This is a genomic window from Paraburkholderia megapolitana (genome assembly GCF_007556815.1).
GTDB lineage: Bacteria > Pseudomonadota > Gammaproteobacteria > Burkholderiales > Burkholderiaceae > Paraburkholderia > Paraburkholderia megapolitana.
Genome location: NZ_CP041745.1, coordinates 2335809 through 2348810, shown reverse-complemented (window position 1 = coordinate 2348810; position 13002 = coordinate 2335809). Strand labels below are relative to the sequence as shown.

Sequence of the window (13002 nt, the reverse complement as noted above, 5' to 3'; positions counted from 1 at the left end):
GCGGTGCGTCAGTTCGCCGATGTTTCCGGGCGCGGACGCTCCTGATATTCGCGCGGCGTACAGCCGAGTTCGCGGCGAAACACGGCATACATGTACTGCAGCGAGGTGAAGCCGCAACGGATCGCGACTTCCGCGCTCGACACATCGCGCTGCTCAAGCAGTGCTTTCGCCGCATCGAGTTTATGGCGCAGGATGGCCTGATGCACGGTACAACTCAGTTCGCGGCGAAAATGTTCTTCGAGCGACGAGCGCGACACGCCGACGTAATCGGCGACCTGCTCGGTGCGAATGCCCTGACATGCGTACTGGCGGATGAAGTGCCGCGCGCGCATCACATAGGGGCTCGCGAGCGGCTGATGACGGCTCGATTCCAGCACGTTGATACCGACCGGTGGCACAAGGATGCGCCGGCCCGGAAAACGCGCGCCGTGCAGCATCTGATGCAAAAGATACGCGGCGGTGCGACCCATTTCCTCGGTACCCTGAATCACCGACGACAGCGGAATACGTGTGAGCGTCCGCGTGAGCGGATCGTTGTCGATACCAATGATTGCCACCTGCTCCGGTACCGCGATGCCCGCCATCAGACACGCCTGCAACAGATGCCGGGCACGCGCGTCGGTCACCGCGATGATGCCGACCGGCTTCGGCAGGCTCGCGAGCCAGCCGGTCAACTGCTCGCTCGCCTGGTTCCACGACGGCGCGCTGGTGGACAGTCCGCGATAAATCTCGGCGCCGATCTCGGCAGCACTGCGCCCGTCGGCGGCGCGCAGATGCGTGAACGCGCGCTCGCGTTGCTGTGCCCAGCGGTTTTCCTGGGCCTCGGGCAGGCTATAGAGCGCGAAGTGCGCAAGCCCGGCGCCGATCAGATGGGTGTAGGCGAGCGAGACGAGCTTCGCGTTGTCGGTGGCGATGTAGGGTAGATCGGGCGGATAGTGCGCCTGGTCTTCGAATGACGAGCCCACCGCGACGACCGGCAGCGCACAGCCGCGCAACGCATCCGACACGGCCGGATCGTCGAAGTCCGCAATGATGCCGTCGCCTTCGAAACGCTCGATGCCGGTCAGGCGGCAACGGAAATCGTCCTCGAGAAACAGGTCCCATGCGACCCGCGTGGACAGCAGGTACTTGCCGATTCCGCCGATGATCTCGCGATCGTAGATCTTGTTCGCGTTGAACAGCAGCGCGATCCGATGGGTCGTCTGAGGCGTGGGGTGCGTCTGGACTCGGGTCATCGGTGGGCGCGGCTCGCGGGATCAAGCGGTTACGAAACGATTACGAAACGTGCAGCAATTCTAGTCCGGGAACCTCCACCCTGCGCGGTATGCGCGGCGAGGCGGTAAGAAACATCAAGCCGCTTACGCAATTTCGTAATTGCCGGTCTTGCGCGGGCACGGCAGCATGGCGTCACCTGGCGAGCCACATTCGCCCCGAGCGCGAGCATTGCGGCGCAGCATAAACATAGAAAGAAAAGGAGACATCGATGTCGTATTTCGAGCACATCCAGCCGATCCACTATGAAGGACCGGACTCGGACAACCCGCTGGCATTCCATCACTACGACAAGGCGAAGATGGTGCTCGGCAAGACGCTCGAAGCGCATCTGCGCATCGCCGTATGCTACTGGCACACGTTCGTGTGGCCGGGCGCCGACGTGTTCGGCCACGGCGCATTCCGCCGGCCGTGGCACGAGCCCGGCGACGCGATGGAGCGCGCCAAGCAGAAGGCCGACGCCGCGTTCGAACTGTTCACGAAACTCGGCACGCCGTACTACACGTTCCACGACACGGACGCATCCCCAGAAGGCCGCAACCTCAAGGAATATAGCGAAAACTTTGCGCGCATGGTCGACTACCTCGCGCGCAAGCAGCAGGACAGCGGCGTCGGGTTGCTGTGGGGCACCGCGAACCTGTTCTCGCATCCGCGCTATGCGGCCGGTGCGGCGACCAATCCGAACCCTGAAGTGTTCGCATTTGCCGCGGCCCAGGTCCGTCACGCGCTCGACGCAACCCATCAACTGGGTGGCGAGAACTACGTGTTGTGGGGCGGCCGCGAGGGCTACGACACGCTGCTCAACACCGAGCTCTCGCGCGAACGCGAACAGTTCGCGCGCTTTCTGCATATGGTCGTCGAGCACGCGCACCGCATCGGTTTCAAGGGCACGCTGCTGATCGAACCGAAGCCGCAGGAGCCGACCAAGCATCAATACGATTACGACGTCGCGACCGTGCATGGCTTTCTGACGCAATACGGTTTGCAGAACGAGATTCGCGTGAACATCGAGGCGAATCACGCGACGCTCGCCGGCCATTCGTTTCATCATGAGATCGCGACGGCATTCGCGCTCGGTGTGTTCGGCAGTGTCGATGCGAATCGCGGCGATCCGCAGAACGGGTGGGACACCGATCAGTTTCCGAACAGCGTCGAAGAACTGACGCTCGCGTTCTACGAAATCCTGCGGCACGGCGGCTTCACGACCGGCGGCATGAACTTCGATGCCAAGGTACGGCGTCAGAGTATCGATGCGGAAGATCTGTTCTACGGCCACATCGGTGCAATCGACAACCTCGCGCTTGCGGTGGAGCGCGCGGCGAAGCTGATCGAGCACGACCGCCTCGAGCAGTTCCGGCAGCAGCGTTACGCGGGCTGGGATACGGAGTTCGGTCGCAAGATTCTGGCAGGCGGTTATTCGCTTACATCGCTAGCTAGCGACGCGCTTGCGCGCGGCCTCGATCCGCAGCATGCGAGCGGCCGCCAGGAGTATCTGGAGAGTGTCGTGAATCAGGCGATCTACGGCGGCCACTGAGCGGCTGCCAGAACTGCAAGAACCGCACGAGCCGAAAGCACGGCAAGCATGACAAAGGCTCGCGTTGCTATCCGGCCGCATGGTCCACCATGCGAGCCGTCCACACCGGCACGCCGGTGATTAAAAGAGAGGAGTGAGACATGAGATTTGCCACCCGCCGTTCCGTTCTGGGTTCGCTCGTCTGTGGAGCGGTACTCGCCAGTCTGTCGCTCGCTGCGCCGCTCGCGCATGCGAGCAAGGATCACCCCGAAATCGGTTTTTGCATCGACGACCTGCGCGTCGAACGCTGGTCGCGCGATCGCGACTACTTCGTCGCCGCCGCCGAAAAGCTCGGTGCGAAAGTGTCGGTGCAGTCGGCGGATGCGAGCGAGGAACGCCAGATCTCGCAGATCGAAAACCTGATCTCGCGCGGCGTCGACGTGATCGTGATCGTGCCGTTCAACTCGAAGACGCTCGGCAACGTGGTCGCTGAAGCGAAGAAGGCCGGCATCAAGGTCGTTTCGTACGACCGGTTGATTCTCGACGCCGACGTCGATGCATACATCTCGTTCGACAACGAGAAAGTCGGCGAACTGCAGGCGAAGGGTGTGTTCGATGCGCAGCCGAAGGGCAACTACTTCCTGCTCGGCGGTGCACCGACCGACAACAACGCGAAGATGCTGCGCGAAGGCCAGTTGAAGGTGCTGCAGCCGGCCATCGATCGCGGCGACATCAAGATCGTCGGCCAGCAGTGGGTGCCGGAATGGAGCGCCTCGACCGCGCTGCGTATCGTCGAAGATGCGCTCACCGCGAACAACAACAAGATCGATGCGATCGTCGCGTCGAACGACGGCACTGCGGGCGGCGCGGTCCAGGCGCTTGCGGCGCAGCATATGGCCGGCAAGGTACCGATTTCGGGGCAGGACGCGGACCTCGCAGCGGTCAAGCGGCTCATTGCCGGGACCCAGACGATGACGGTTTACAAACCGCTCAAGCTGATTGCAAGCGAAGCTGCCAAGCTTTCCGTACAGCTTGCGAAGGGCGAAAAGCCGGCCTATAACGCGCAGTACGACAACGGCCGCAAGAAGGTCGATACGGTGCTGCTGCAGCCGACCCTGCTGACGAAGCAGAATGTCGACATCGTCGTGAAGGACGGTTTCTATACGCAAGCGCAGATCGCGAGCCAGTAACGCTGCGTATGAGTCTCTCCTGAGTGCGTGCCGCCCCACGTCGCGAAGCAGAGCGGCGTGGGGCGCGCCGCGTTTTCTCCTGCAACGGGAACAGTGAATGGCGACTCCCTTGCTGGCGATGCATCGCATCGTCAAGACGTTCTCCGGCGTCAAGGCGCTGGACGGCATCGACCTGATCGTGATGCCCGGCGAATGCGTTGGCCTGTGCGGCGAGAACGGCGCCGGCAAATCGACGTTGATGAAAGTGCTGTCGGCCGTCTATCCGCACGGTACGTGGGACGGCGAGATTCTCTGGAAGGGCGTGCCGCTCGAAGCGCAGAACGTGCGCGACACCGAGCGCGCCGGCATCGTGATCATCCACCAGGAACTGATGCTCGTGCCCGAGTTGTCGGTGGCCGAAAACATCTTTCTTGGCAACGAGATCACCTTGCCCGGCGGCCGCATGAACTACGCGGCGATGTATCAGCGTGCCGACGAACTACTACGTGGGCTCGGGATCGACGGGATCAACGTCGCGCAGCCTGTGATGAACTACGGCGGCGGCCACCAGCAACTGATCGAAATTGCGCGGGCGCTCGCCAAAGAAGCGCAACTGCTGATTCTCGACGAACCGTCGTCGTCGCTGACCGCGACCGAGACGCGCATCCTGCTCGATATCGTGCGCGACCTGAAGCGGCGAGGTGTCGCCTGCGTCTATATCTCGCACAAACTCGACGAAGTGGAAGCAGTGTGCGATACGGTCACGGTGATACGCGACGGCCGGCATGTCGCCACCGAACCGATGAGTACGCTTACCACCGAGCGGATCATCGCGCTGATGGTCGGCCGTGAAATCGCGAACCTGTTTCCGCGCGTCGAGCATGCCGTCGGCGAGATCGTGTTCGAAGCGCAGCATGTCACGGTGTTCGACGTGACGAACCCGCGCCGCAAGCGGGTCGACGACGTGTCGTTCAACGTGCGGCGCGGCGAGATTCTCGGTGTGGCGGGCCTGGTCGGCGCGGGGCGGACCGAGCTGATGCAGGCCATTTTCGGGGCGTGGAATGGCGTCAGCCACGCGACATTGCAGCTCGAAGGCAAGCCGCTGCGTGTGCGCACACCGTTCGATGCAATCCGCGCGGGCATCGCGATGGTGCCCGAAGATCGCAAGCGGCACGGCATCGTGCCGCAGCTCGGCGTCGGCTACAACATCACGCTCGCCGTGCTCAACCGGTTCGCACACGCGGGCCGGATCGATTCGAGCGCGGAACTCGATACGATCCACGCACAGATGAAGCTGTTGTCGGTGCGTGCCGCAAACCCGATGCTGCCGATCGCGAGCCTGTCCGGCGGCAACCAGCAGAAGGCCGTGCTGACGAAGATGCTGCTGACCGATCCGAAGGTGCTGATTCTCGATGAGCCGACTCGCGGCGTCGATGTCGGCGCGAAGTACGAGATCTACAAACTGATTTTCCAGCTGGCGCAACGCGGCGTGGCCATCGTGATGGTGTCGTCGGAATTGCCCGAAGTGCTCGGCATCAGCGACCGCGTGCTCGTGATCGGAGCAGGGCAGTTGCGCGGCGATTTTCCGAACGACGGCCTCACGCAGGAAGCCATTCTCGCCGCCGCGCTGCAGTCCGCGCCGTCTTCCACCCATCCCACTTCAGCGAGTGCAGCATGAGCGGCATGATTCCCGACGCTACCTCCGGCGACGCGAAGCGAACGGTATCGAAACCGTCGTTCGACGTGGCTCAGCAGGCCCAGCAACTCTTCGCGCGTTACAAGATCCTCGCGCTGTTGATCGCAGTGGCCGCAATCTGGGCGTTCTTCTCGTTTCTCACGCAGGGCGCCTTCGTGACGCCGCGCAACCTGTCGAACCTGCTGCGTCAGATGTCGATCACCGGCATGCTCGCGTGCGGCATGGTGTTCGTGATCATCGCCGGCGAGATCGATCTGTCGGTTGGTTCGTTGCTAGGGCTGCTCGGCGGCGTCGCGGCGATTCTCGACGTGAACCGCCACTGGCCGCTTGCGGCGACCGTGCCGGCGGTGCTCGTACTCGGCGTGCTGGTCGGCATGTTCAGCGGCTGGTGGTCGACTTACCGGCGGGTGCCGTCGTTTATCGTCGGGCTTGGCGGCATGCTGGCGTTTCGCGGTGTGCTGCTCGGTCTGACCGGCGGATCGACTATCGCGCCGGTGTCGGACGGGTTCGTGTTTATCGGCCAGGGCTATCTGCCGCGCGCGGCCGGCGATGTGCTCGCAGTCGTGCTGTTCGCGCTGATCGCGGTGCTGACGGTGTCGCAGCGGCGCTCGCGCCAGCGTTATCAATTGCCGGTTGTGCCGCTGTGGCAGGACATCGTGAAGATTGTCGGCGCCGGCGCGATCCTGCTGGCGTTCGTCGCGACACTCGACCGGTACGGTGGCATTCCGGTGCCGGTGCTGTTGCTGCTCGCGCTGCTTGGTGTGTTCACGTATATCGCGACGCAGACCGTATTCGGCAGGCGTATTTATGCGGTCGGCTCAAACCTCGAGGCGACGCGGCTTTCCGGTATCAACACGAATCGCGTGAAGCTGGCCATCTTTGCGCTAATGGGCTTGATGTGCGCATTCGGCGGCATCGTCAACACGGCGCGGCTCGCGGCCGGTTCGCCTTCGGCGGGCACCATGGGCGAACTCGATGCGATCGCGGCGTGCTTTATCGGCGGCACGTCGATGCGCGGCGGCTCGGGTACCGTGCACGGCGCGCTGATCGGCGCGCTCGTGATGGCGAGTCTCGACAACGGCATGTCGATGCTCGACGTCGATGCTTACTGGCAGATGATCGTCAAAGGCAGCATCCTGGTGCTGGCGGTGTGGATCGACGTGGTGTCGGGATCGAACCGGCGTTGAGTGCAGAAGCGGCGCTTGAAGGTGAAGACGATGGCGCGCGCTGCGTTATGACGGCCACGCTAGCAATTTGCGAAGTGAGTCCGCGCGGTTGACGGCCGCCCGTTGCTCGTCGGCGTTACCGATCAGATACTGGTTGACTTCCGAGGTCCCGGTCTTGAAGAGACTCACCTGCAACAGCGCCAGCGTGTTGCGCGTCAACTGCGCATCGGTGCAGGCTTTGGGCGAGGCGCACCACTGGCTGAGCAGCGCGAGCGCGCTTGCATTGCCGTGGGCCGCGAGTGTCAGCACCCGGTCGCCCAGCGTATCGCTGCCCGCAAGCGGGACGTTGAGCCATTCCGCGGGGTAGAGGTTCGCAAGCGCGAGTACGGCTGCGGGTTGACCGGCTGCAGCGGCCTTGTGCAGCAGATCGTCGGCGTACTTCGCGTCGCGCAGGCGCGTATCGCTGCAGCGCAACGACTGCTCGTTCGCGCTCAGGGTGCCGCGCACGCAGGCATCCGCCCATGCTGCAGCTTCGAACAGACCCTCCGCATCGGCGCGATTCTCCAGCGCGCTGAAGTTCGGATAGGAAAACGCATGCTGCAGCGCATCGGCCATGGTGTCGCTTGCGATGCCGCCGGGCTGGAATGCGGCGTTGCTACGCGCAGCTTCCAGCCGCGCGAGCATGTCGACAGGACTGCCTGCCGTAGGTCCTTGCGACACAGGTAGAGAAGGCGCAACCGGTGCGGCGGATTGGCCCGTCTCCACTGGCCGCGGCTGGGTTGTCGCACGCGTCACCGCCGCCACGATCCCGCCGGATTGTGCAGGCGCCAACCATGCCATCAAGCCTAGCGTCACTGCGATCGTCGCGACTCCGCAGGCGATCCATCCCAGCCATCCCGACATCGATGTTGCAGTGCGTCTTTCAGCAATGTTTTTCCCGGCAGTGCTTTTTCCAGCGTTATGCAATAACGGCATGCATGCTCTCCGATTTAACTATCTGGCCAGACGCATTGACGACGGATTGTGCCAAACATGAAGCGGCGGGTGGCCGTTATTCACAATAACTCATATTGCATCGCGAGACGTATTGATGGCCGGGTTCGGCACGTGTGCCGATTAATTCGACTGTTTGAAACATTGCGGAGAACGAATCTGGACAATACCATCCACTGTCTGCACCGGTTTGGATCAAAGGCTCTATGTACACCCGGCGCCAGCGGGACTAATGTACGCCCAGCACAATTATCCGAATACAGGCCAGCGAGGACACGGTGCAGACAACGTCCATAGCCACGAGGAACCACATCGCATAAGAGACGCGCACACTTTCGGGTGTGCCGCGAGGGTATCGCTCGATCAAATGCAATGTGCATTTTACGTATGACCGGTCTCCCTTAACGATAAAAGGGAGTGGGAAGAGCGTTGCTTAACGGACCGGTTTGATCCGGAAACCGTTTAAGACACCGGCCGTAAATGCAAAACGAATAAAAATAGCGATATAGCTAATAATCGTTGAATGGAGACATGGATGGCAGATCACTTCAATGGACGCGAGCGCGGGTCGCACACGATGCCACCTATCGCGCAATCGAATCCCAGCCGCGTCGGCTTTGCAGCGACGCACCTGGCATCACGCAATTCCTCGATCCACGTTGTCGGCAATACCGGCGCGACGCCGCTCTTCGTCGCGCCCGGTTCGCTCGTGCAATAGACCTTCGTATCAGGCATGCGGTCCGACCGTCCGCGGTATCTACCCGATACCCGGCTGAACGGGCGACACCGGCGGCAGCGTGGTTACGAAGCGCGTTGCGCGGTCCGGTCAGCGGAAGTTTGGCAGTTCAGTAGTTCAGCAGGGCAGTGTTTCGAATAGCGGCGCCCCCGTGCATCGCTGTGCTGTGTTCATCCTCCGGCAACTCTGTTGCCACAAATAAGGAAGTTAAATCATGAAATCCTTGAAGATGCGTGTGTGCAGTGGTGCTGTTGTCGCGATGTGTGCTTTTTCGTCGGTGGCGTTTGCCGCGACGATCGCACCGGCAGGTGGTTCGTTCAGCGCGCCTGGCACGATTGTGGTGAGCAACCCGATCGCCGCGAATGTGTCGTGCGGCATCACGCTGAGCGGCGTGGTCGCTTCGGACGGCTCGTATGCGCAGATCAATTCGGTAGTCGTAACAGGTGGCGGGCTGTGCGGCGTGCCGCAGATCATCGGTCTGCCGTGGAAGCTGGTCGCAAGCAGCACGACGGCCGGCAGTGTCGCAAACGTCGGCTTCAGCGTGCTCGGCACGAACTGCGGTCCGTCGACGATCAACGGCAGCTGGAACAACGCGACCGACACGCTGACGGCGACCAATCAGCCGCTTAGCGGCAACTGCACGATCAACAGCCTGTCGGTCAAGCCGAGCCCGGCCTTTACGGTTTCGCCGTAACTTCGCAGTAACGGGGATCGGTCTGCGCCGGGTTACGCGGCGCAGACCGGCTTAAGGACATAAATTATGAAATCGTTGAAGATGCGTGTGCTCGGTGGTGCCGTCATCGTGATGTGTGCCGCCGTTTCTGCAGCGACTTTCGCCGCAACGATCGGACCGGCAGGCACTTCGTTTAGCGCGACCGGCTCGATCATAACCAGCACTCAGTTTTATGCGAACTCAGGCTGTGGCATAACAGTGAGCGGCGTGGTGGCTTCGGACGGCTCGTATGCCCAGATCAATTCGGCGGCTATCACCGACGGGGGGTATGCGGTTTACCGGTACTCAATGGTCTGCCGTGGAAACTGGTTGCAACCAGTGCAACGACGTTCAGCATCGAAAACTTCGGATTTGGCTACGCAATTAGCGGCCTCGGCGAGTGCGGTCCGTCGACCATCAACGGCAGCTGGAACGTCGCGGCGAACACGCTGACCACGAGCAATCAACCACTCGGCGGCAAGTGCACGGTCAACTACCTGTCGATCAAGGCGAGTCCGGCTTTGACGGTCTCGCCGTAACAGGGATCGGTCTGCGCCGTATCGCACGGCGCCGCACAGCTTTTCGTCGCGTTTCGCGCGGACCGGATTTATCGGTCCGCGCAAACTCGACCCGTTGTGCCGGCAACCAGCCCTATCCCTGCTGCACCCGCCACCCCAGCCCCAGACTCTTCTGCAGCGACACAAAATCCTTCAGCAATTCCGCCTGCCCAGCGACCACATTCTGTTGCGCCGTGAATTCCTCACGCTGCGTATCGAGCAGATCGATCAGGTTCGACACGCCGGCCGTGTAGCGTTGCCGCATCAACGTAGCCGAATGATCGGCGGATGTTTCCACCTTCTGTAACGTCACCACATGCTCGCGCTGGTGCCCGTAGCGCGACAGCGACGAATTCGCATCCTGCAGCGCGCCGAGCACAGCCTTCGTATAACGCGCCTCGGCCTCGTCGCGCGACGCTTCGGCGGCATGTACGGTCCCAAGCGTGCGGCCGAAATCGAGCAGATTCCATTGCAGATACGGCACGCCGACCCAGCTGAAGTTGCTCTTGCGCAGCAGATGCCCCGGGTCGCCCGCACTAAATCCCAGATCGCCAAGCAGCGTGACCTTCGGGAAAAAATCGGCGATGTGTTCGCCGATCTGCGCATTGCTCGACGCGAGCCTGCGCTCCGCCGCGCGAATATCGGGCCGCTGTTGCAGCAGCGATGCCGGGTCTCCAATCGCCACCGACTCAGGCATCGCCGGCAGCGGCTGCGTGCCGGCCAGCTGTGCATCGAGCGCGCCGGGCGCGCGGCCCGTCAGTACGGCGAGACGATCGAGCGAATCCGTCACTTGCGCATCGAGCGGAATCAACGTCGCGCGCGTGTTCTCGACCTGCGTGGTCAGACGTTCGATGTCGATGTCGGCAGCCGTGCCGCGTGCGCGTCGTTGCTGCGTCAAGGTCAGCATGTGCTGTTCGACTTCGGCCTGGTGCTGCGCGAGCACGAGACGCTGTTGCTGGTCGCGCAGATCGACATAGGCACTGGCGACTTCGGCCGCGAGCGAGACCTGCGTGTCGGCGAGGTCCGCGTCGGTGGCCTGTGCTTCGGTCGACGCAGCTTCGATCGCGCGTCGCGTGCCGCCGAACAGATCGATCTCCCATGTCGCATCGAAGCCGGCCGTGTAGAACTGCAACGGCCCGCCACCCGTCGACGAACCCGCACCGCCTGGCGACTGCAACGCACTGAACGAACCGAGATCGGGCTCGCGTGTGCGCAGTGCGGCGGCATCGGCGGAGACCTTCGGCAGTTCGTTCGCGCGCTGCTGTTGCAATTGCGCTCTCGATTCGCGCAGACGCGCCTGGGCGATATGCAGCTCGGGGTTGTGAGCGAACGCCGCGTCGATCAAGTCGTTGAGCTGTGGGTCACCGAGTGCGAGCCACCACTGATTCGGTGCGTGGGTGACCACGACGCCCGCGGCCGGCGCGCGCACGAACGTGCCGCTGCTGGTCGAGTCGCTCGCGACGGACGGGGCGCCGCGATAGTCGGGGCCGACCGAGCAGGCCGTCAGCGCTGCTATAGAAGCCAGCGCAGCAAGGGATAAAGCGGAAAGGCGGAAAGACATCATGGCGATCGTTTCGATTCTCAGTGGCCGGCGGACGGCGGAGGCACATTCCGGGGCGGCGTTCTCAGCAGCAGCGCGAGCGGAATGCACGCGAGCAGCGCGATACCGAGCAGGTAAAAGGTTTCCGAGTAGGTCATCACAACGGCCTGCTGCTGGATCTGCACGGCGATCTGCCCGAGCGCACGCATCTGCGAGTAAGCCATGTCGCCGGTGCGCGCGAACCAGCCGGCCGCGCTCGCGGCGATATGGTCCTGCCCGAGCAGCGAGTTCGCGCTCAATGATTCGCGGATGACCGCGGTGTGGAACGTCGTGCGCCGATCGATAACCGTGCCGATGACCGCAAGGCCAATCGAGCCTCCCAGGTTGCGCGCCATGTTGTAGAGACCGGCGGCATCGCCGGAGTCTTCGCGCGACACGGCGGCCATCGACGCCTGGTTCAGCGGCATCATCGCGAGCATCTGCGCGGTGCCGCGTATCAGCTGCGACCAGAGGAAGTCGTGGCCGACGCTCTGCGCGGTCAGACCGATATCGAGCATGCAGCTGAATCCGAACAGCAGCAGCCCGCTGATCACGAGGATCCGGAAGTCGACCTTGCTGAGCAGCTTCGGCAGGACCGGCATCATCAGGAAGGCGGGCAGCCCCGATAGCAGCATGATCGCGCCGGACTGCTGTGCGTTGTAGCCGGCTACGATGCCGAGAAACTGCGGCACCAGATACGACACACCATAAAGCCCGGCGCCGACCGCGGACACGATCACGATCACGCTCGCATAGCGCGGATTGCTCATCAGGCTCAGACGCATAATCGGTTTTTTTGCGGTGAGCTGCGACAGCGCGATCAGCACGAAGCCTGCGACCGTGAGCCACGTCAGCCCGACGATCACGCTCGATTCGAACCAGCGTTCGCGCTGACCTTCTTCGAGCACGACAGTGAGCGAACTCAAGCCGATCGCCAGACCGACGATGCCGAGCCAGTCCGCCTTGAAGAACGCTTCCCAGTGTGGCCGGTCCGACGGCAGCCCGACGATCAGCAGCGTCATCAACGCGAGACAGACCGGCAGGTTCAGGAAGAAGCACCAGCTCCAGCTGATGTTCTCAGCCAGCCATCCACCGACCACGGGGCCCAGCAACGGCCCCAGCAGCACGATCAGCCCGAACATCGTCATACCGACCGGCAACTGCGACAGCGGCAGCCGCGTACGGATGATGGTCTGTGCCGTGGGAATCAGTGCGCCGCCGGTGAAGCCCTGGCCGATGCGGCCGGCGATCATCATCGGCAGGGTGTGCGACCAGCCGCACATCATCGAGAATGCGATGAAGAGCGCGGAGTTGGCGAGCAGGAAATTGCGCAGACCGAACACGCGCGTGAGCCATGCGGCGAGCGGGATCATCACGATCTCGGACATCAGGTAGCCCGTCGAGATCCACGTGCCTTCGGTGCCGGTCGCGCCGATTTCGCCTTGAATCTGCGGCAGTGCCGAGTTCGTGATCGAGATGTCGAGCGTTGCCATCAACGCACCGAGCGAGCCCGCGGCCACCGCGATCCAGTCGGTTACGCTCGCGCGCTCCGGAGCCGGTGGCGCCGCAGGTGTGGCTTGCGGTGCGTCGGACATTGCGTTGGCAGTCG

The 13002-nt window shown here is 62.8% G+C and carries 11 protein-coding genes; 6 read left to right on the top strand and 5 right to left on the bottom strand.

Going from position 1 to position 13002, the window contains the following annotated elements; translation table 11 throughout:
- Nucleotides 1-8: 8 nt before the first annotated feature.
- Complete coding sequence (locus FNZ07_RS23710) at nucleotides 9-1235, bottom strand: XylR family transcriptional regulator (protein ID WP_091013217.1); 1227 nt, start codon at nucleotides 1233-1235, stop codon at nucleotides 9-11.
- 248 nt (nucleotides 1236-1483) lie between these two features.
- Here FNZ07_RS23710 and xylA point away from each other — a divergent pair, with 248 nt between their 5' ends.
- From xylA to FNZ07_RS23690, 4 genes are all read left to right on the top strand, one after another.
- Nucleotides 1484-2806 (top strand): xylose isomerase, encoded by a 1323-nt coding sequence (gene xylA / locus FNZ07_RS23705; protein WP_091013214.1) that lies wholly within the window; start codon nucleotides 1484-1486, stop codon nucleotides 2804-2806.
- A 140-nt stretch (nucleotides 2807-2946) separates the two neighbouring features.
- Complete coding sequence (gene xylF, locus FNZ07_RS23700) at nucleotides 2947-3975, top strand: D-xylose ABC transporter substrate-binding protein (protein WP_091013210.1); 1029 nt, start codon at nucleotides 2947-2949, stop codon at nucleotides 3973-3975.
- A gap of 97 nt (nucleotides 3976-4072) precedes the next feature.
- Nucleotides 4073-5632, top strand: coding sequence for a D-xylose ABC transporter ATP-binding protein (gene xylG, locus FNZ07_RS23695; RefSeq protein WP_091013205.1), 1560 nt, complete (start codon nucleotides 4073-4075; stop codon nucleotides 5630-5632).
- Between the two features lie 5 nt (nucleotides 5633-5637).
- Nucleotides 5638-6837: a sugar ABC transporter permease gene (locus FNZ07_RS23690; protein ID WP_091014729.1), complete on the top strand. Its 1200-nt coding sequence runs from the start codon at nucleotides 5638-5640 to the stop codon at nucleotides 6835-6837.
- Nucleotides 6838-6882: 45 nt separating this feature from the next.
- On the opposite strand, the gene FNZ07_RS23685 is transcribed toward FNZ07_RS23690, so the two are convergent.
- Nucleotides 6883-7719 carry a hypothetical protein gene (locus tag FNZ07_RS23685; RefSeq protein WP_143098096.1) on the bottom strand — a complete coding sequence of 279 codons (837 nt, stop codon included), beginning with the start codon at nucleotides 7717-7719 and terminating at the stop codon, nucleotides 6883-6885.
- A gap of 625 nt (nucleotides 7720-8344) precedes the next feature.
- Here FNZ07_RS23685 and FNZ07_RS23680 point away from each other — a divergent pair.
- Together FNZ07_RS23680 and praB are read left to right on the top strand one after the other, a co-directional pair.
- Nucleotides 8345-8527: a hypothetical protein gene (locus tag FNZ07_RS23680; RefSeq protein WP_091013195.1), complete on the top strand. Its 183-nt coding sequence runs from the start codon at nucleotides 8345-8347 to the stop codon at nucleotides 8525-8527.
- 232 nt (nucleotides 8528-8759) lie between these two features.
- Nucleotides 8760-9239, top strand: coding sequence for an alkane oxidation protein activator PraB (praB, locus tag FNZ07_RS23675; protein WP_091013190.1), 480 nt, complete (start codon nucleotides 8760-8762; stop codon nucleotides 9237-9239).
- Nucleotides 9240-9271: 32 nt separating this feature from the next.
- Here praB and FNZ07_RS33735 read toward each other — a convergent pair whose 3' ends face one another.
- From FNZ07_RS33735 to FNZ07_RS23665, 3 genes are all read right to left on the bottom strand, one after another.
- Nucleotides 9272-9433 carry a hypothetical protein gene (locus FNZ07_RS33735; protein WP_170275826.1) on the bottom strand — a complete coding sequence of 54 codons (162 nt, stop codon included), beginning with the start codon at nucleotides 9431-9433 and terminating at the stop codon, nucleotides 9272-9274.
- Nucleotides 9434-9908: 475 nt separating this feature from the next.
- Nucleotides 9909-11378, bottom strand: a complete 1470-nt coding sequence (locus FNZ07_RS23670; protein WP_091013185.1) for an efflux transporter outer membrane subunit — start codon at nucleotides 11376-11378, stop codon at nucleotides 9909-9911.
- Nucleotides 11379-11395: 17 nt separating this feature from the next.
- Nucleotides 11396-12988 carry an MDR family MFS transporter gene (locus FNZ07_RS23665; protein ID WP_091014728.1) on the bottom strand — a complete coding sequence of 531 codons (1593 nt, stop codon included), beginning with the start codon at nucleotides 12986-12988 and terminating at the stop codon, nucleotides 11396-11398.
- Nucleotides 12989-13002: the final 14 nt, after the last annotated feature.

Coding starts and splice junctions, on each gene's coding strand:
- FNZ07_RS23710 (WP_091013217.1), bottom strand. CDS start 1,235: ATGACCCGAGTCCAGACGCACCCCACGCCTCAGACGACCCATCGGATC.
- xylA (WP_091013214.1), top strand. CDS start 1,484: ATGTCGTATTTCGAGCACATCCAGCCGATCCACTATGAAGGACCGGAC.
- xylF (WP_091013210.1), top strand. CDS start 2,947: ATGAGATTTGCCACCCGCCGTTCCGTTCTGGGTTCGCTCGTCTGTGGA.
- xylG (WP_091013205.1), top strand. CDS start 4,073: ATGGCGACTCCCTTGCTGGCGATGCATCGCATCGTCAAGACGTTCTCC.
- FNZ07_RS23690 (WP_091014729.1), top strand. CDS start 5,638: ATGATTCCCGACGCTACCTCCGGCGACGCGAAGCGAACGGTATCGAAA.
- FNZ07_RS23685 (WP_143098096.1), bottom strand. CDS start 7,719: ATGTCGGGATGGCTGGGATGGATCGCCTGCGGAGTCGCGACGATCGCA.
- FNZ07_RS23680 (WP_091013195.1), top strand. CDS start 8,345: ATGGCAGATCACTTCAATGGACGCGAGCGCGGGTCGCACACGATGCCA.
- praB (WP_091013190.1), top strand. CDS start 8,760: ATGAAATCCTTGAAGATGCGTGTGTGCAGTGGTGCTGTTGTCGCGATG.
- FNZ07_RS33735 (WP_170275826.1), bottom strand. CDS start 9,433: ATGATCGAGCCGGTCGCGCTAAACGAAGTGCCTGCCGGTCCGATCGTT.
- FNZ07_RS23670 (WP_091013185.1), bottom strand. CDS start 11,378: ATGATGTCTTTCCGCCTTTCCGCTTTATCCCTTGCTGCGCTGGCTTCT.
- FNZ07_RS23665 (WP_091014728.1), bottom strand. CDS start 12,988: ATGTCCGACGCACCGCAAGCCACACCTGCGGCGCCACCGGCTCCGGAG.